Source organism: Pseudomonas frederiksbergensis, from assembly GCF_900105495.1.
In the GTDB taxonomy this organism is placed as follows: domain Bacteria; phylum Pseudomonadota; class Gammaproteobacteria; order Pseudomonadales; family Pseudomonadaceae; genus Aquipseudomonas; species Aquipseudomonas frederiksbergensis.
Map to the genome: position 1 here is coordinate 829,312 of NZ_FNTF01000002.1, position 19,280 is coordinate 848,591.

The 19,280-nt window shown below is 61.1% G+C and carries 15 protein-coding genes; all 15 read right to left on the reverse strand.

Features of this window, described 5'->3' with window-relative positions; translation table 11 throughout:
• Positions 1-238 precede the first annotated feature (238 nt).
• Positions 239-1,264, reverse strand: coding sequence for a serine/threonine-protein kinase (locus BLW70_RS04515; protein ID WP_074871991.1), 1,026 nt, complete (start codon positions 1,262-1,264; stop codon positions 239-241).
• Complete coding sequence (locus BLW70_RS04520) at positions 1,261-1,989, reverse strand: PP2C family protein-serine/threonine phosphatase (protein WP_074871992.1); 729 nt, start codon at positions 1,987-1,989, stop codon at positions 1,261-1,263. Before BLW70_RS04520 ends, BLW70_RS04515 begins: the two co-directional genes overlap by 4 nt.
• Entirely contained in the window at positions 1,989-5,492 is a 3,504-nt protein-coding gene (gene tssM, locus BLW70_RS04525; protein ID WP_074871994.1) for a type VI secretion system membrane subunit TssM, read from the reverse strand. The genes BLW70_RS04520 and tssM overlap by 1 nt, the downstream gene beginning before the upstream one ends.
• Positions 5,493-5,505: 13 nt before the next feature.
• The gene (icmH, locus tag BLW70_RS04530) at positions 5,506-6,375 is read right to left on the reverse strand and encodes a type IVB secretion system protein IcmH/DotU (RefSeq protein WP_074871996.1); all 870 of its coding nucleotides are present in this window, start codon (positions 6,373-6,375) and stop codon (positions 5,506-5,508) included.
• Between the two features lie 5 nt (positions 6,376-6,380).
• Positions 6,381-7,712, reverse strand: a complete 1,332-nt coding sequence (gene tssK / locus BLW70_RS04535) for a type VI secretion system baseplate subunit TssK (RefSeq protein WP_074871997.1) — start codon at positions 7,710-7,712, stop codon at positions 6,381-6,383.
• Positions 7,713-7,714: 2 nt separating this feature from the next.
• Entirely contained in the window at positions 7,715-8,215 is a 501-nt protein-coding gene (gene tssJ / locus BLW70_RS04540; RefSeq protein WP_074871999.1) for a type VI secretion system lipoprotein TssJ, read from the reverse strand.
• 5 nt (positions 8,216-8,220) lie between these two features.
• Positions 8,221-9,417: a type VI secretion system-associated FHA domain protein TagH gene (tagH, locus tag BLW70_RS04545; protein WP_074872001.1), complete on the reverse strand. Its 1,197-nt coding sequence runs from the start codon at positions 9,415-9,417 to the stop codon at positions 8,221-8,223.
• A 17-nt stretch (positions 9,418-9,434) separates the two neighbouring features.
• A complete protein-coding gene (locus BLW70_RS04550) occupies positions 9,435-9,575 on the reverse strand; it encodes a hypothetical protein (RefSeq protein ID WP_007894589.1) in 141 nt (46 codons plus the stop codon).
• A 270-nt stretch (positions 9,576-9,845) separates the two neighbouring features.
• Entirely contained in the window at positions 9,846-11,366 is a 1,521-nt protein-coding gene (locus BLW70_RS04555; protein ID WP_074872003.1) for a sigma-54 interaction domain-containing protein, read from the reverse strand.
• 10 nt (positions 11,367-11,376) lie between these two features.
• Complete coding sequence (gene tssH, locus BLW70_RS04560) at positions 11,377-14,025, reverse strand: type VI secretion system ATPase TssH (RefSeq protein WP_074872005.1); 2,649 nt, start codon at positions 14,023-14,025, stop codon at positions 11,377-11,379.
• A gap of 13 nt (positions 14,026-14,038) precedes the next feature.
• On the reverse strand, positions 14,039-15,046 hold the full coding sequence (gene tssG / locus BLW70_RS04565; RefSeq protein WP_074872007.1) for a type VI secretion system baseplate subunit TssG: 1,008 nt from the start codon (positions 15,044-15,046) through the stop codon (positions 14,039-14,041).
• Positions 15,010-16,797 carry a type VI secretion system baseplate subunit TssF gene (gene tssF / locus BLW70_RS04570; protein WP_074872008.1) on the reverse strand — a complete coding sequence of 596 codons (1,788 nt, stop codon included), beginning with the start codon at positions 16,795-16,797 and terminating at the stop codon, positions 15,010-15,012. The genes tssG and tssF overlap by 37 nt, the downstream gene beginning before the upstream one ends.
• Positions 16,798-16,816: 19 nt before the next feature.
• On the reverse strand, positions 16,817-17,224 hold the full coding sequence (gene tssE, locus BLW70_RS04575; RefSeq protein WP_074872010.1) for a type VI secretion system baseplate subunit TssE: 408 nt from the start codon (positions 17,222-17,224) through the stop codon (positions 16,817-16,819).
• A 12-nt stretch (positions 17,225-17,236) separates the two neighbouring features.
• Positions 17,237-18,712: a type VI secretion system contractile sheath large subunit gene (tssC, locus tag BLW70_RS04580; RefSeq protein WP_074872011.1), complete on the reverse strand. Its 1,476-nt coding sequence runs from the start codon at positions 18,710-18,712 to the stop codon at positions 17,237-17,239.
• Positions 18,713-18,738: 26 nt separating this feature from the next.
• Positions 18,739-19,254: a type VI secretion system contractile sheath small subunit gene (gene tssB / locus BLW70_RS04585; protein WP_074872013.1), complete on the reverse strand. Its 516-nt coding sequence runs from the start codon at positions 19,252-19,254 to the stop codon at positions 18,739-18,741.
• Positions 19,255-19,280 lie beyond the last annotated feature (26 nt).

The following is a 19,280-nucleotide window of genomic DNA, read 5'->3' on the forward strand; positions in this document are numbered from 1 at the left end:
CAAGAACGCCACTATCTGCTTACGTTAGAAGAAGATGAACCACTTTTCTCGCATGATGACCGCCAAGTCACACTTTCCAACTACCGCCCCCCGCGTACCTGATCGTTCCCACGCTCCCGCGTGGGAATGCATCCCGTGACGCTCCGCGTCACTTCCCGATACCGGCCCTACAAACCCAATCCTTGATCCCCCCAAACCTCTCGGACATTTCCTTCAACACGCCACGCGCAATCACCCATTACGCCCGCAGTCGCAGACGTTGCAGCCATGGCGAAATGACGCCCATGGCGGTGCGCGCGAATGTGTCACGCAGTTGCGCCGCAGTGACGGTCCGCTTTGCCACATCGAAAGCCAGCGCCATTCGCAGGGCTGGCCAGCATTGTTTCGGGAGATTCCCGGGGGCGTGCAACTGGCGGTCGAGGTGGCCGTCGCGGGCCTTGGTCGAGGGCAAGCGGCGGAACGGGTGTTTGCCGCTCGCCAATTCGTACAACACGCAGGCCACGCCGTACACATCCGCACGGGCCGACAGCGGTTGGCCTTCGAGCAGTTCGGAAGCAGCGTAGCCGGGGGTCCAGGCGTTGAAGCGGCTGCGACTCAGCTGCGGCAGGCCGGGCAGGATGCCCTCCTCGGCCTGGCCCAGACCGAAGTCGAACAGGCGCACGCCTTCTTCACTGAGCATGACGTTGCTCGGTTTGATGTCGCCGTGCAGCACGCCGCGAGCGTGGGCGTAGGCCAACGCGTCGAGCAGCGGCAGCGCGATATCGCGCAGTTCTTTCCACGGCAGGCCCAGGGGCCGCTCGCAGAGTAATTTGTCCAGGGTCAGCCCACGCATGAGTTCCATCGTGATGAAGGCTCGCTGGCAGTCGGTGTCCACTTCAAAGCTGTGCAAACGCAGCACGTTGTCGTGGCGCAGTCGTCGGGTCAGGGCGAACTCGCTGTAGAGCAAGGCACTGGCGTCCGGCGATTCGGCAAATTCTTCGCTGAGGATTTTCAACGCGATGTAAGGGTCGGGGTCGCCGAACTGTTCGCTCAGCAAATCCCGTGCGCGGTAAACCGTGCCCATGCCGCCAGCCCCCAGCAGGCGCTCGATGCGGTAACGGCCTGCGAGTACGTCGGGCAGTTCACCGACCCTGGCCCGGGACTGCGCCGGCACGGCCTTATGCGGCTTTGCGTTCAGAGGCTTGGCGAACGCAAAGTAAGTCAGGTTATTGGCTTCTTCCTCGCTCACCAGCAGGTCGTCGGTCGGTGACATGAGTTCAGTCATTGGCGGATCACCACGGCGGTCAGATTGTCCCGGGCCGAGCCACGCAGAGCAGCGTCGAACAGACGTTCCAGCGCAACTCGCGGCACAGCCAGGCTCAGGGCGTTGCCAATGGCATCGCTGGTCAGCCCTTGATACAAACCGTCGCTGCACAACAAAAACGCATCGCCGGGATAGACCTCGAGTTCCAACACCTCCAGCTTCAGCTGCTCGGCAGCCCCGACCGCGCGGGTCAACGCATGAGCTGAAGGATGCGCGCGGGCGTCTTCGATGCTCATGTTTTGCTCGTCGATCAGTTGCTGTTGCAGCGAATGATCCTTGGACAGCTGATACAAACGCTGGCCACGCCACAGGTAGCAACGGCTGTCGCCGGCCCAGATACACGCCGCGCGATTGCCTTCCAGCAGCAGCGCCACCACGGTGCTGCCCATGATGCTGTCGTGGCGCCCGGCGGTGACGGTCAACTCCTGGCCCAAGCGACGGTTGAGCCAGTGCAAGCACTGGCGAATACCGTTGAGCCGTTCGTCGAAGTCGTCCTGAACCGGCAGTTCCGCCAGACTGGCGACGATCAACTGGCTGGCGATGTCGCCCCCCTGATGACCGCCCATGCCGTCCGCGACCACCCACAGCCCCTGCTGCGGACAGTCGAGAAAAGCATCTTCGTTGCGCGCCCGAACCTTGCCCGGATCGGTACGCGCAGCGCTGCGCCAGGGGCTGGCAACCCGCATCAGAGCTGCACCGGCATACGGAAAGTACGCAGCACACCCATGTCGAACGGGTTCGGCGTGCGCTGGCTCGACAGCAAGTAATTGGCGCGCAGGCCGCCCACGTCAGCTTTGAGCACCAGCACGTCGCGACCGCTCAGGTACTCGGTCTGCATCAAGTCGAACAGACGGAACAGCGACCATGGACCGGTGTTTTTCTCGATGCCGATCGGGCGGCCAGCCATTTTGTCGAGGACCAGGCTGGTGCGACCGTCTTCAGCATCGGTCGGCCATTTGAACGACACCGGCACGATCGGGCCGTGACGGTATTCGATGGTCTTGTCGCCAAACTTGAACTCGGAACGGCTGACGGCCGGGTCGAGGGTGTATGGCTCCAATTTGAATTGCACTTGCGGCTCGGCCGGATTGATCGAGAAGAAGCTCTGGCGGATCACTTTTGCCGCGGCCATCTGGTCGAGGTAGACCTTGGAGATCGGCATGCTGTGCCCGTCGATGCTGCGCAGACGGTAGTTGCCTGGATCGCCACTCACGAACGGACGCATGTACGTATCAAAGAAGCGATCGTTGATGCCCTGCGCCTTGAAGAACTCGCGGAAGTCGCTGATCGCAACATCGCTGGTGCTGTGGGCGCTGAACGGATAGCGCTTGTTGATCGCCTTGCCATAGAAGCTGTACAGCTCGCTCTGATAACGCTGGTTCAGGTATTGGTAGGAATCGTTGAGCACCAGACGCCAAGTGTCTTCGGCGAGCACGTTGAACCACACGCTGACCGGGCGCGGCAGACGGTTCGACGCATGGCGCAAGTTGCTCAGCGCATCACGCTGGCCGTTCATGCGGGTCTTGGCCATTTCGAACGCAGCCTGTTCCGGCGCACTGGCACGTGCCAGGCTCGCCAGTTGCAGTTGCAGTTCGTTGAGCGCCGCCAGGGCCGGGGTCAAATCAGCGGTCGGGCCATTGTTGTCATCCAGCAAACGGTGCAGCGGTTCGAAGCGGCGTTGCAGGGATTTTTTCGCGGTGTCGGGCAGCTGCTTTGCCATATGAGCGGTCATGTCTGCGGCTTTGCCAGCTGCAGCTGCCGCGAGTTTTCCGAGCTTGCCGCCCTTCTCGCCGAGTTTGCCAGCCGACTCGACAGCGTCACCGGCACTGTCGGCGAGCACAGGAAAACGGGTGTTCTCGCGCACTTCCACCAGCAACTGCAGTACTGGCGAGTTGGCGGAGGTCAGGCCCGCCAGTTGCTCGGCGCCTTCACCGGAGTGGTTGATCGGTGGCAAGGCAACCTGGCCAACCGCTTCACTCCAGAAGTTGGCGTAGTCGCGGAAGTACAGCTGCTCCAGTTCGACCATCAGGCGACGCAAGTCCATGCCGCTGATGCCCGAGCCTTCGCCCAGCACCCAGTTGTCCCGCAGGATATCGGTGACCAGCGCAGTGCCCTGGATCGAGAAATATTGCTGATAACCCTGTTGCGTGTAGAAACCCGGAATCACGTATTCGGTGCCGACAAACAGCGCACCTTGCGGGCCCAAGTGTTGGCTCAAACGATAGTCCGGCAGGTGGCGGGCCTGCTCGCGCAGCATCCGGTAAACAACGTTGGCCAGCGACTCGCTGCGCAACACCTGACGCGCCTGATCCACCAGTCGATCGTCCAGCGGGTAGATAAACGGTTGCTGCAGCAAACGTTCGAAGTGCGTGTTCAATCCGTTCTGCACGGACGTGTTGCCGGCGTAACGCAGGGACCAGTCAGTGGCGACCCAAGTCTTGAGCCAGCCCGCATCGCGGCGGTCTTTCATGTTCAGCATCAGGTACGCACGCAGGCTGTTGAGCAAGCGTTCGCGGTCCTTCATGTTGGCGCGGATCTGCCCTTCCAGCAGCGTCGCGACCCGTGGCAGCAGTTGCGCTTCAAGCTCGCGCTCGTAGGCCTCCTCGACCACCGGATTGACCTCTTCGCCTTGGTACAGACCACCCCGTTCGTGGTACGACACGTCACCTTTTTTCGGGAAGACCTGAGTCGCCGCGTAACGGGTGTCGAGGGTCTTGAGCGCCGCCATGGAATCATCACGCGCGGTCAGGGCCGAGCGTTGTTGGGTCCAGTGTTGCGTCAGGTTACGCAGGTTTTCCAGGCGCTCGTAGTTGGCTGAGAAGCCGCCCGCCCACAGCATGCCAAACAGCACCAGTGCCGCCAATGCGCCCACGTACAGGGCACGTTGCCCCCAATGGATGCGGCGGCGCTCGCGCTTGTCCAGACCGGCCAGATCGGCCTCGGGGAAAATCACCCGGCTGAACAGATGATGAATGAAGCGCGAACGGCCGCTGTGCAAGGTCGGTAGTACGTCAGCGGTAGTCTGGTCCATCTCTTGAGTCAGGCGCGGCGCACTGGTCAGGTAGAAACCGCGCAACTGGCTGAAACGCTGGTAGCGGTTACCAGTGAACGCCTTATCGACGAACAGGCACAGACGCTCGCCGATTTGCCCCAGTTTATGCGGGAAGTCGAGGATACGACCGCGGCGCTGGGTGTTGCGCTCCTGGTGCATGCGCATGATCACCTGGCTGTTCAGGCGATGCAGCAGCGCTTCGAACTCGCCGCGCAGGACGGCGACGTCGGCGTCGCCCTGCTCTTTGCCGAAGGTGGTACCGAGCACTTGATCGCTTTCTTCGCGGGTCAGTTGATCGAAGAACTCGTCGAAACCGAGCAGCTTGTCAGCCTTGCTCAGCACCAGGTAAACCGGCACATTGACGTGCAGTTTCTGATGCACCTCTTGCAGACGCACACGCACCAGCCGAGCCAGGGAGTCGAGTTCGTCCTCGGTATTGTCCAGCAGTGTTTCTACTGGAATGGTCACCAGCACACCGTTCAAAGGGCGATTGCGCCGACGCTTGCGTAGCAGGTCGAGCAAGAGGCTCCAGGCGCTGCCATCGACTTCGGCATCCGCCTGGGTCAGGTAACGCCCGGCGGTGTCGATCAGTACACCGTGGTCGGCAAAATACCAGTCGCAATGCCGAGTGCCCTGGGAGTTGCGGGAGAGTCGATCGATCCTGTTGATCGGAAACTCAAGGCCCGAGAAGTCCAACAGGCTGGTCTTGCCACTGCCCTGCGGACCGATCAGCAAGTACCAAGGCAAATCACTGCGCCAGCGTTCACTGCGACCGCGATAGAGACTCGAAGTCTTCAGGGTTTGCAACGCATCCTTGAAGCACAGGTGAAGCTCTTTCCGGTCTTTGTCGATCAACTCGTCACGGCGGATACGAACCTGACCGGCTTCGCTGCCTTCGAAGGCTTTCTTGCGTTCGCCAGCGCGCCAACTGACGAAGACCATGGTCAGGCCCCAGACCAGGAACAGCACACTGCTGGTCAGCAAGCGCGAAGTCGAGCCTTCCCAGAATTTGTAATCATCGACCGCCAGCAGCGGCCCGACAAACCACACCAGCAGCGCGATAAACAGCACCAGCAGCAAGGTCCAAACCCAGGTCTGGCGCAAGAATGCGCCGACTTTCTTGAAAAGCTTTTTCATCACAGGTCTCTATTTACAGCTGCGGCTGAACCGCCGCCGAATCAAGCGGCTGATAGGGTTGCAGAACGGTTTCGCGTTGTTCGCCCAGTACCCAGGCGAAGCCTGAATACATCACCGCAAGGCAAACCACGGTGAACAGCACCACCATCCACGCCGGCACGATGCGCACCAGGCTGCGGCGCTGATCGTTCAAGCCTTCCCAATGGGGCGACAGTTCGCGCGGCACGTCGCCGCGCAACTGACGAATCTGCCGATACAAGGCGTCGCGCAGGCCTTCGAGTTCGAGCACGCCGCGGGCTTGCACCCGGTACTTGCCTTCAAAACCGAGGGACAGGCACAAGTACATCAGTTCCAGCATTGGCAGGTGCTTGGCCGGGTTTTTCGACAGGCGATCCAGCAGCTGGAAAAACTTCTCGCCGCCAAAGGTTTCGTTGTGGAAGCTGCTGAGCAGGCTCATCTGCGACCACTCGCTTTTATTGCCCCACGATGTGGTCACGACGGCTTCGTCGGCCACGGTGCAGAGCACGTAACGCGCGGCCATCATCTGACTGCTTTCGGCGCCGTTGCGCAGCGCTTGTACTTCAAACAGTTTGAGCCTGGCGGTCAGTCGCTCGTTGAGCGCGTACAGGTCTTCGCGGTTGCCGCTGTGCTTGAGTCGCACCACTTCCGACAGCAAGTCGGACGCCGCCGACACCAGTGAATTAAGGCTGATGTTGAACACTTCGGCCGGGCGCAAACGCGCGGCGTAAATCATCCGTTGTTCCAACTGTTCGATACGCGGCGGTGCCGTGGAGTCCGTCAGCGGACTCGACGCCGGGCCGTTGCCCTGACGGTCGAGCAGAACAGTTTTGTCGTCCTGATTTTGTTCCATGTCCTTGGTCATGTCGGTCAGTTCCTGATGGCCCAGAATTTCAGTTCAAGCTCGGCGAATTCGCCGGACACGTGGAACGCAAAGCCGCCGGAGCGCTCGAGTTGCGCCAGGTCTTCGGAATTGAGTTCGAGGATGAAATAGGTTTTGTTGGAGTGGAACGCGATCTGCCGCGGGGCCACCGGCAATGGTTTGACCTTGATGCCCGGCAGATGCAGGTTGACCAGTTGGCGGATACGCTCCACCGGACCGACCTTGAGGTGCGCCGGCAAGCGATGGCGCAGTTCTTCGGAGTCGCAGTTGGCACTGGCGGCGAGCACGAACGAGGCCGAGCCCAACAGTTTGTGATCGTGCAATGGCGAGACGATGATCCCGTACTGACGGGCTTGCAGGACCAGTTCGATGGCGTGCTGTTCGAGTACCATCGACAGCACCTGGCGAATCGCTTCCATCAGCTTGCGGAAGCTCGCGCCCTGATCGCTGTGCTGGTAACGGCTGTCCAGACGGGGGCGTTTGCTCTCGCTGGAAAACGTCGCCAGCTCGCCGAGCATGGTCAGCAACGTGCGATACAACGCTTCCGGGTGAACCTGTTCCAGACCGAGGTAATGGCGCAGCAGCATTTCGGTGCGGTTGATCAACTGCAGCATCATGAAGTCGCCGATTTCCGCGCCACCGACCTTGCCATTGGAGCCGATCCGCTCGGCGATGGTCTCGCCCCGGTGACCAAGCATGCTGATCACTTCTTTCAGGCACGACAGCAGATAACTGGACGAATGCGCCTGAATGTAGGTCGGCACAAAGTCCGGGTCGAGGCTGATCACGCCGTCGGGCGTGGTGTCGAGCACTTCGCAGATCTTCAGTTTCACGTAGGCCTGGTCGCTCTGCTGCTCACCAAGCAACAGTTTGAAGTCCGGGCGACCGCAGCTGACCTGGCTGGCAAAATTGTCGCCGGCGTTGGAGTCGGCGACTTCCGCTTCGTACGCGGTGTAACGCGCCAGCACGTCGGACTGCTCAGGACGACGGGACTCGATGTGATTACCGGTGACCAGCGGCAGTGCCAGGTAGATCGGCGTGTTACCGGTGTTCGGCGGCACGTCCAGGGCCAACGGCTCGGTGTTGCCGCCGAGGTCGAACAGGCTGCCGTCCGGCAGAATCCCCGAGGCCTGGCTGATCACCAACTTGCCCATGTTGAGAAACTGCAAGTCGATGTCCAGGTCGAGGAAGCCCCATATGTAGCTGCCCAGCAACCGGGTACGGGTCTTCATCTGGTGGTCGTAGTAACGATCGTTGTGCTGGAAGTGCTGCGGGCGCAGCAGCATGCCTTCCTGCCAAATCACTTTATGGGAATTCATGATCAGTCATCCGCCCTGGCGAGCGTTCCGTTGCTTTTGCGAATACCGGCCTGGTCGAGTGTCAGATCAGCGTGGGTGACTTCCATCGGGCTGACTTGCACCGTGTAGCGCCATCTGGTTTCCGGCAGATCGCGATAGGCGGCGAGGATGCCGACGTAGCGACTGCCCTCCTTCACGCTGAGTTTCATCTCCACGGTTTCACCAGGACGCAGCTCAATTTCTTCGCTGGCCACCAGGTCCGGGGCCAGGGATTCCTTGGCGCGCTCGTAAAGGCTGAAGAAGTCAGCGTTCTCGAACGTCACTGGATGCTTGAGCTCGAACAGACGCACCACAATCGGCGACGGACGCCCGTTGAGGTCCGGGTTCAGCTGATCGCTGGCGGTCAGCTTCAGGTTGAGCTTGGTGACATGAGAATACGGCGACAGCGACGAGCAACCGGCCAGCAGCACCAGGGTCGCGAAGGCCGTCAGCGTTTTGAAAAAAGCGGTCGAGCAGCGAGACATGCGCATCATCCTTGGTGGTCAGTGTGAAGGGTGGAAATCAGACGAATCTGTTCTTCGTAGGCCTGGGCGAAGTCGCGGGCCAGCAGGCGTTCGCTCCAGTCATCGTCCTGACGCAGGGCCTGGTGATAACGCCCGTAAGCTCTCCAGCGACTGCCGGACGTGGCGAGCAACGGCTTGTTGTCGCGCTCGAAACGCAGGGTCAATTGCTGTGGCGAGAAGTGCTCCAGGGTGCCGCGAACGGCAGCGCGGCTGGCGGTGAGCAACGCCACCTGATGCGCCTGCAAATCGCGGAACGCACGGGAGATTGCCTGCTCGGCCGGCCACTGACCCGGCTTGCTCGGCTGCAACAGAATGCCCAGCGCCTCGCTGGCATCGACGGCAAATTTCAGCGGGTTCTTGTGAGTGCCTTGCACGGTGGTTTGAGCCAGGCGCAGTTCGTTTTTCAGTTCGCTGCGGGTGCGCAGGCTCTGCTGCAAACCACCCACACTTTGCTTGAGCAGGCGCGCGGCGTTCAGTGCCAGCGCTTCGCGGGCGTCGTGATCGAGGCCTTTGAGGTCCACGCCCAACGCGGCACCGAAGTGCTCCCAGAAACCTTCACTCTGATGCTCGACCACTTCGGGCAGTGGCGCGGGGGCTGGCTCTGCCGGGGCGTTGATCAGCTCCGGCACTATCAGGCTTTCCATGTCGATGCGTGCATAGTCGGCACGCTGGCGGGAGTCTGAGAGGGTCGTGCTCGGGGAGATCAGTTCGTCGATTTCCGAAAACACGCGCTCTTGCTGATCGAGGGCATTGAGCGGATCGAGTTCGAGAAACGCGTTGTCCGGAATGATGCTGCCGGCTGCCTGCGGACGGCCGACTTCAACGTCGAATGTCGCCGGGTCGCTTACCAGTCGCGCACGGATCTTGAAGCCACCCAGCACGTAGACACTGCCGTGCTCGATGCGCGTCGCTGTGCCCTTGCGCAGGTTCGCACCGCTTTCGCTGTCCCGGATGCCATTACTGCTGGTATCGGTCAGGAAAAACGTGCCTTCGTGGTAGCTGATCAAGGCGTGGTGGTTGGACAGGTGACGCTTGCGGTCCGGAATGATCCAGTCGCAATCCTTGCGCCGCCCGATCACGCCACCGGCCTGTTTGAAAGTTTTGCTGCGCAAACCCGTGGGCACGAACTGCTGGGTGCCGAGCATGTCGAAAACCAGTTCCATGGTGAGACTCCTTGCGGTCACTTGCCGCGATTGACCGCCTGCGGATCACCCAATGGGCGATAGGTGTTGTCGTTGTATTTGTAATTGCCGCTACAGCCGCCGAGGCCGCATAGAACGACGAGGGTCAGCAGGACGGCTTGCCAGTGACGAACAGGCATCAGAGGGTCTCCAGGGGTAGACAAAGTGCAAAGCGCCGACCCGGTTGGGCGGCGCTATCAAAAGCGAATGAGGTGAAGCCGAGCGCTCTAGTCAGCGGCCTTGGCACAACCCCCTGTGGCGAGGGAGCTTGCTCCCGCTCGGCTGCGCAGCAGTCGTAAATCAGTGGATGCGGCCTGACTGAGGCTCCGAGGCACATGGTTTTGGGGCCGCTTCGCAGCCCAGCGGGAGCAAGCTCCCTCGCCACAGGCCGTGCATGACTCGGCATTGGGTTAACCATCGAAGTCACCCAAAGTGATGTTCAGGCGCCCGAGGCGATACAGCAGCGTGCGCCGGGGCAGCCCGAGTTCGCGGGCGGCGAGGGTCTGGTTGCCGTCGTTTTTGCGCAGGCAATCGAGCAGCAGACTGCGCTCGACCTGTTCCAGGCGTTCGCGCAGGTTCAGGTTGTTGCTGTCTTCCGGCATGGCCTCCATGCGCAGGGAAAAATGCTCGGCCAGTAACTCACCGCCCTCGCACAGCAACACCGCGCGTTCGACCAGGCCTTTGAGTTCACGCACGTTGCCGGGGAAGGCATAACCGGACAGGTGATCCAGCGCCGCATCGGACCAACACACCGCATCGCGCTGCAAGAACGAGCAGGCCTTGTCGGCGAAGTGCCGGGCCAGGTCGAGGATGTCGCCGTCGCGCTGACGCAGGGCCGGCAACTCGATCGGAAACTGCGCGAGGCGGTAGTACAAGTCCTCACGGAATTTGCCTTCACTGACCAGCACCGACAAATCCCGGTGAGTCGCGGCGATGATGCGCACGTCGATCTTGTGGGTGTCGTTGGAACCCAGCGGGCGGATCTCGCCTTCCTGCAGAACCCGCAACAGCTTGGCTTGCAGGGACAACGGCATGTCGCCGATTTCATCGAGCAGCAAGGTGCCGCCGTTGGCCGCGTCGAACAGCCCGGCACGGTCGCGATCAGCACCGGTAAACGCCCCTTTGCGGTAGCCGAACAGTTCGCTTTCCAGCAGGTTCTCGGGGAACGCCGCGCAGTTCTGCACGACGAACGCCTGAGAACGGCGCGGGCCGCAATCGTGAATCGCCCGCGCCACCACTTCCTTGCCGGTACCGGTTTCGCCGCGCAGCAGCACGGTGTACGGGCTGTGCAGGACTTTGCTGATCAGCGAATAGGTCTGGCGCATGGCCGAGCTTTTGCCGATCAAACCGTAACCACTGGCGCTCGGGACGCTGACTTTCGCCAGTCGTGCATCACCGATTGGCTGACGCAAACGCTGCAACAAACGCAGTTGGCCGAGCACGAACGAGCCGAGTTGGCCGAGAGAATCAGCAAAGCCTTGCAGGTCGATGTGCCGGCGAGTGGCGCACAGCAGCAAGCCTTCGACGGCTTTCTGCTGATTGACCAGCGGCACGCACAGCAGCGATTGCCAAGGCATGGCCTGCGGCGGGAGGAAACTGGTTTCGTGCAAGCTGCCACTCAGCTCGCTGAGACACACCACGCGGTTCTGGCACAGGGCGAATTGCAGCAGTTGCTCACCGTTGTAGTCCGCCGGCAGGCTCGCCGCTTCCCGGGGCTGCAGGATGCCGTTGAGGCATTCGGCGTTCATCCCCAGGCACGTGTGAGTCGCGTCCAGCAGGTACAACTGCGTCAACTCGCAACCGCTGAGCTCGGCCAACCCGCGCACGAAGTCACCCAGCAGCGCGGCACCGTCCGCGGCGCGCGACAAGCTGGCGAACTGCGCCAACAAGGCTTCGGCGTAGACCAGCGGTTGCGGCATCTGAGTGAACATCACACCCACCTCAGGCGAACTCGCACATCACGCAGGCGTTGCCGTCGAGCGTCGCGTGGACACGCTTGAGGCTTTCGCCGATGGCCATCGCATCGAGCAAACGGTCAGCCACCAGCGGCAGCACGTGCAGGTCGAGCAAATGGTCGATCAGGCGCGCGCCACTGTCGCTCTGGGTGCAGCGATCTGCCAGGTGATCGACGAGGTCTTGCGAGTAAGTGAAATCCAGCTGACGACGGTTCAGGCGCTCGCCCAAACGCCCGAGTTTGATTTCGATCAGCTCGCGCAACACCGGGCCGCCCACCGGGTAGTAAGGCACCACGCGCATCCGCGCCAGCAGCGCCGGTTTGAAGTGTTGGCTCAGCACCGGGCGAATGGTTTCTTCGAGGACTTCGGCCGACGGCCGCGCGCCGTTTTCACAGAGCTCGGCGATGCGCTCGCTGCCCAGGTTCGAAGTCATCAGGATCAGCGTGTTGCGGAAATCGATCTCGCGCCCTTCGCCGTCGTTGGCCACACCTTTGTCGAAGATTTGGTAGAACAGGTTGAGCACGTCCGGGTCGGCTTTCTCGACTTCATCGAGCAGCACCACCGAGTACGGTTTCTGGCGCACGGCTTCGGTGAGCATGCCGCCCTCGCCATAACCGACGTAGCCCGGCGGCGCGCCGATCAGACGCGAAACAGTGTGCTTCTCCTGAAACTCAGACATGTTGAGGGTGGTGATGAAACGATCACCGCCGTACAGCAAGTCCGCCAGGGCCAGCGCGGTTTCGGTCTTGCCGACGCCGCTCGGGCCGACCAGCAGGAACACGCCGACCGGCGCATCCGGCTTGTTCAGGCCGGCTGCCGTGGCGCGCATCGAACGATCCAATGCGTGAACGGCTTGCTCCTGACCACGAATGCGGGTGCGCAAGTCGGTGGCGAAACTCGCGACCTTGGCATTGTGCTCACGGGCCAATTGCGTCAGTGGAACGCCGGTCCAGGCGCTGATCACTTCGGCGACCAGGCGCGGGCAAACTTCGAAGCTCACCAGGCGCTCTTTGAGCTGAAGTTCGGTCAGCGCGTTGTGAGTTTCGTTGAGTGCGCTTTCCAGCGTTTCGACGTTTTGCACTTCGTCCACTGCCAGCGTTTCGATCACGCGGCCTTCGGCATCTTCTTCAACCGTGACAGTGGGCTCGACCGCAGCAGCTTCGCGGGCCTGGGCCAGTTGCTGACGCAGCTCCAGCAGGCGCTCGGCCAGTTCTTTCTGCTCGGTCCAAAGGGTTTCCAGCGCGGCGCTTTCCTCTACGGCGGCAGCCAGGCGATCTTCCAAAGCGTCCAGCGCTTCGTGATCGATCAGCAAGCCGGCTTCGGCATCCCGACGCAGGGCTTGACGCTGACGGCCACCTTCAGCCAGTTCACCCCGCAGGCGTTCAAGGCTTTCCGGTGCAGCGGCGAGGCTGATGCGCACGCGAGCGCAGGCGGTGTCGAGCACATCAACGGCCTTGTCCGGCAGCTGGCGACCCGCGAGATAACGCGCAGATAGCTCGGCCGCCGCAACCACCGCGTCATCGCGCAGATAGATGCCGTGGCTCTTCTCGTAGACCTGAGCCAGGCCACGCAGGATGGTCACCGCTTCGCTGACGGTCGGTTCGTGCAGTTGCACCGGTTGGAAACGACGGGCCAGGGCCGGGTCTTTTTCGAAGTACTTCTTGTACTCCGCCCAGGTGGTAGCGGCGATGGTGCGTAACTCGCCACGGGCCAGGGCTGGCTTGAGCAGGTTGGCCGCGTCGGAACCGCCGGCATTGCCGCCCGCGCCAATCAGTGTGTGAGCTTCGTCGATGAACAGAATGATCGGTTTCGGCGAGGCTTTGACTTCATCGATCACGCCTTTGAGGCGACGTTCGAACTCGCCTTTGACGCTGGCGCCCGCCTGTAACAGGCCCATGTCCAGCGATAGCAGCTCGACGCCTTTCAAGACTTGCGGCACTTCGCCCGCCGCGATGCGCGAGGCCAGGCCCTCGACAATCGCGGTTTTACCGACGCCGGCTTCACCGACCACAATCGGATTGTTTTTGCGGCGACGGGCGAGGATGTCGACCATCTGCCGAATCGCGCCATCGCGGCACAACACCGGGTCGAGTTTGCCGTCGCGGGCTTGTTGGGTCAGGTTGTGGGTGAAGCGCTGCAATAGCGATTCGCCGGGCACGGCGGGCTTACCGGTGGCTGGTTGTTCTTGCTGCGACAGGGCGAACTCTTTCAGGCGCTCGATGTTCAGTTTGGCCAGCAACGACTGGTAGCGGCTGCCGGCATAGCGCATGGGATTGCGCAGCAATGCGAGGATCAACGCCGCTTGCTCGACCTGGCTCTGACCCAATTCGAGGTTGGCCACCAGCAAGGCGTCTTGCAGCCACTGCACCAGCTCCGGGGCGAACACCGGGTTGCGCGAGGCGCTGTGCTCGACCCGCGATTGCAGCGCGGCGCTCAGTTCGCCGGCATCCACTTCAGCATCCTGCAACGCTCGGGCGAGCAAGCCTTGCGGGCGCTCCAGCAAGCCCAGCAGCAAGTCTTCAACGAGGATCTTGCTGCCGCCACGGGCGACGCAGCGTTCGGCCGAACTTTCCAGGTCACGACGGGTTTCGGCGTCCAGCGCCTGGATAAGTTGTTGCAGGTCTACGTTGATCATTGGTCATCTGTCCTTAATGAATTTTGCTGCCCAGGGTCACCACACCGTCCGCTTGTTCGCGGCCCAGCCAACTGGTCCACCCCAGGCGGCAGGCGTTCTGCTCGCCGATGCGCAGTTCGCGGATTTCTTCCTGGCGCAACACCAGGCGAATGTCGTAATCGAGCGGGTCACGCAGGGTGAACCGCACCAGCGCGCAGAGCGGCTGGTAGCCGAAACCGATCGGCAGGAATTCGTGGAAGCGTTGCCAGTCGAGCTCGCGAATGTGAATACGGAATTTGCCGCTGCGATCACGCACGTGTTCGCCCAGCACCAGGTCTTCGCCGAGCACGCTGTTGGCGCGCCCCAGGCGATTGCGCTGCTCGTCGAGGATTTCGACGCTGCGCTCGATGCATTGCTCGATGGTCAGTTCGGCGTGCTTGAAGTAGTAACGCAGCACCGCTTCGATCAACGCCGCCGAGTGCGCCCGCAAGCTGAGCAAGCCGAGGTACGGCAGCAGGCGTTTCCAGTTCAGTTCCTGAGCCTTGCGGATCTCTTCGCCGCCGAGGCCGATCAACGCAAACAGCTGCGACGAAAACGGGTCGAGGGCGCCGCTCTGGAAGCTTGCGCGGTAACGGTATTTTTTCCAGATCGGCAGCATCAGCCGTTGCAGGCGATGGTGGAACAGGTCGAGAAAGTTGCGGGTCGGATTGCCGTCTTCACTATCGCCCAGGGCCTGTTCGCCGTAGAACGCCGGCAGTGGCGAGCCGGAACCCACCAGGCCAATCAGGTTGAAACGCAAACGCGCACGCATTTGCCCGTGCTCTTCGAAAAACTCCACGCGATCGACGTCACTGCCAGGGAAACCCAGGCTCGGATTGGCCTGGAATTCCAGCTGGTCGTACAGATCGTCTTCGCAGAGGCACGGGTGCGCCTCGCGTAGCCGGTCGACTACCAGCAAAACAGCCTGAAACAGCGAATATTCGCGTATTACCCGGGTCAGCCTGCTTAAAGCAGGGGCTGCAGGCCCATGCGTGGTGTCCATTGGTACACCTCTCCCTGTGTACTTTTTACCCGCAGCTCGTGGAACGAATTGAGACTGGCGTAAAGCGCGAAAAACTCATTGAGAACCGAAGCGAAAACGAACAGGTCGCCCTCGCCGATATACCCTTGCGGGTCGATAGTCAGCTCGGTGCGCAACCCGCGTACCGGCAACCCTCGGTGCAAGCGGTCGATGTGTTGGTGTTTGATCGACTTCAGCCCGCCTAGCAGGCGCTTGCTGACTTTTTCCGCGTGTTGGTCGTAGTAGCGCGGCAGGTCGTAGGTTTCGAGAATCACCTTCAACGCATTGACGTCGGCCAGCGACAGGTAGTTGAGCGACATGTTGCTGATCAGCTTCCAGAGGAAGTCACGGTTCAGCGGCGGCGCATAACTTGGGGTGGCCGGGGTGATGTTGCGGAAACGCAGGAACTCCGGCGTCTCTTCGCAGCCCAGGCAGATGTCGCCGAGCTTGAGCTTGCGCGGCAGGTTCTGGTTGGTGCACATCAGGTCGATCGACAGGGTTTCGTGGCCTTCGGTGTGGCGAATGCCGAAGCTCAGGTACGTGTCGAGGCCATCGTGCAACGAGGACGAACGCTGGCGGATGCTGTAGTGCGGACGGCTGTTGGGCACGTCAAAACTCGGGTCGTGCTCGAACGATTCGAACGGCACGTATTCCTGATAACCGACGCCGCCTGGCTTCCAGCCGGTGACGGTTTGCACCGAAAACACGCCACAGTTTTCCAAGTCGAACTTGGCCGGCAGCAGCAGGTATTCGTCCTGTGTGCCGTCGAGACGGATCGGCAACGCATCGTGCTTGAACAGGTTGACGATCGGTGTGCAGTAGAGCTTCACATTGTCCAGCGTCGGGCGCAGGCGCTGAATGCCGCTTTTGCGAATATCGAAGCGCAACTCCAGGCCACGCATCTGCTTGAGCGTGTCTTCCGGCAGGGCCTTGAGCAGGTCCAGACCGTTGATGTCGACGAACAGGAACTTGTCCTGGAAGGCGAAATACTCCTGCAAATAGCGATAACCACGGAAGGTGTTCAGCGGATACGGGATCAATGCTTCTTCTTCGGCAAAACCCAGTGGCTGCACGCAGTCGCCCGGCATCTTGAATGCCATCGGCGTGCCGTTCACGCCGTTGACTGGTGTGCCGGAGCCGTCCAGCGGAATCAGCTCGATGCCTTCCAGGTTGCGCAACAGGCTCAGGTACAGCATTTGGCTGATGTAGCGCTCACCGGCGAAGTGCAGACGCAAACGGCTCAGTTCCAGCTCGCCGAGATGACCGTCGGCACTCATCTCCAGACGCAGGCTCAACAGCGAACCGTCCCCCTTCACCGAGTAAGTCAGCGCGGCCAGATCCAATGGCAACACCTCAGTCGGATAACTGGTGCGAAAACGGCAACGCACGCCATCGATCGGCATGCTCTCGACCGGCGTGTCGCGCTCGACCATTACCGCAGGCCCCGATCGCGTCAACGGATCGAACTGCAAAATGCTGAACGCCGGCAGCGGCCGCATGTAGTTGGGCCACAGCAGATGCATCAGCGAATGGCTCAGTTCCGGCAACTCGTCATCGAGTTTCTGACGCAGGCGGCCGGTCAGGAATGCAAAGCCTTCCAGCAACCGCTCCACGTCCGGATCCCGCCCGGCCTGACCCAGGAAAGGCGCCAACGCCGGGCTACGCTCGGCGAATCGACGACCTAACTGGCGAAGTGCGGTGAGTTCGCTTTGGTAGTAGTGGTTAAAGGACACGCGCAATACCTGTTTGTCGTTAACTGACGTTGACTTGACCGCTGCCATCCAGGCGCGCGGCGAAGCTGACCTGACGCTTGAAACCATCGACTTCCAGCAGGCCTTCGATGCTGAAGGACAGGCGAAGCTGATCGTGGTCACGCGGCAGGGAAATGACACGCACATTGCTCAGGCGTGGCTCGTAGGCTTCGATGAATTTTTCGATGGCCAAACGGGCCTGACTCAGGGAGTCGTGCAGGCTCAGGCGCATGTCATTGAGATCGGGTAGCCCGTAATCGGACAGTGTCTGCACGCTGCCCGCCCGGGTACTGAGCATCTTGGCCAGATGGGCAGCCACGGACGCCATGGCGCAGACCTCGAGGCTCCAGCCGACGCGTTTGTCGGCATCGCCACCCAGGCGTTCGAAAAGGCTGCCGTATCCGGTCATGAGTCGCTCCGCTTACTCTTTGTCCAGCTTGCCAACCAGCGACAGGGTGAAATCGGCCCCCATGTACTTGAAGTGCGGGCGCACGTTCAGGCTGACGCGGTACCAGCCCGGCTCGCCTTCAACATCGCTGACAATGATCTGGGCGGCGCGCAGTGGGCGACGGCCGCGCACTTCGGCGCTCGGATTTTCCTGGTCGGCCACGTACTGGCGAATCCACTTGTTGAGTTCCAGCTCGAGGTCGGTACGTTCTTTCCACGAACCGAGTTGCTCGCGCTGCAGCACTTTCAAGTAGTGAGCCAGGCGGTTGACGATCATCATGTACGGCAATTGGGTGCCGAGCTTGTAGTTCAGCTCTGCGGCCTTGCCTTCCGCGCTGATGCCGAAGAACTTCGGCTTCTGCACCGAGCTGGCGGAGAAGAACGCCGCGTTGTCGGAGCCTTTGCGCATGGTCAGGGAGATGAAGCCTTCCTCGGCCAGTTCATATTCACGACGGTCGCTGACCAATACTTCGGTCGGAATCTTGGTTTCGATTTCGCCCATGCTTTCGAAGTGGTGCAACGGCAAGTCTTCAACCGCTCCACCGCTCTGCGGGCCGATGATGTTCGGGCACCAGCGGAATTTGGCGAAGCTGTCGGTCAGCTTGGTGCCGAATGCGTAGGCGGTGTTGCCCCACAGGTAGTGCTCGTGGCTGTTGGCGACGGTTTCTTTGTACACGAACGATTTGACCGGGTTTTCTTCCGGGTCGTACGGGTTACGCAGCAGGAAACGTGGCACGGTCAGGCCAACGTAACGGGAGTCTTCCGACTCGCGGAAGCTCTGCCATTTGGCGAATTGCGGGCCGTCGAAGTGATCTTTCAGATCCTTCAGGTCCGGCAGACCGGTGAAGCTTTCCAGGCCGAAAAACTTCGGGCCGGCCGCGGCAATGAATGGCGCATGGGACATGCAGGCAACGCTGGAGACGTACTGCATCAGTTTCACGTCCGGCGAGCTTGGGGACATGAAGTAGTTGGCGATGATCGCGCCCACCGGCTGACCACCGAACTGACCGTATTCCGCGGTGTAGATGTGCTTGTACAGGCCCGCCTGCATTACTTCCGGTGAATCTTCGAAATCGTCCAGCAGGTCCTCTTTGGAGACGTTGAGGATTTCAATCTTGATGTTTTCGCGGAAGTTGGTGCGGTCGACCAGCAACTGCAGACCACGCCACGACGATTCCAGGGACTGGAAAGATGGGTGGTGCAGGATTTCGTCCATCTGACGGCTGAGCTTGGCATCGATCTCGGCGATCATGCGGTCAACCATGGCCTTCTTGACTGGCTCACCGTTGTTCTGCGGCTTGAGCAGCTCTTCGATGAAGGCCGATACACCGCGCTTGGCGATGTCGTAGGCTTCGTCGTCCGGGGTCAGGCGGGTTTCGGCGATGATGCTGTCGAGAATGCTGTATTCGCCGCTCTCTTTGCTATTTTGCTGTGCTGCGCTAGTGCTCATTGTTGGCTTCCTTGACTGATAGAGGCTCAGACGTTTTGGACGGCGTCCTGGGCTGTGGCATTCAAGCCCAGCTCATTCAGTACGCGACCGCGGGATTCGTCGTCGGCGAGCACGCCTTCGATGGCTTTGCGGAAGGCAGGCGCGTTGCCCAGCGGGCCTTTGAGGGCCACCAGCGCGTCGCGCAGTTCCATCAGTTTTTTCAGCTCAGGCACTTGCTCGACCAGGCTGGCCGGGTTGAAGTCCTTCATCGAGTTCACGCGCAATTGCACGCCCAGTTCTTCAGTGCTGCCCTCTTCCTGAAGACGGTTCGGCACGTTCAACGCCAGGCTCAGCTCTTGCTTGGCCAGCACTTCGTCGAAGGTCATCTTGTCGATGCTGATCGGCTTGCGATCTTCGACTTTACGTTCGTCCTTGCGGTGGGTGTAGTCACCGATTGCCAGTAGTTTCAACGGCAATTCAATCTCTTCCTGAGCACCACCGGTGGCAGGCTTGAAAGTGACGTTGATGCGTTCCTTGGGGGCTACCGAGCCTTCTTTGGCCATGGCTTTTCTCCTTGCGGTTGTGGCCC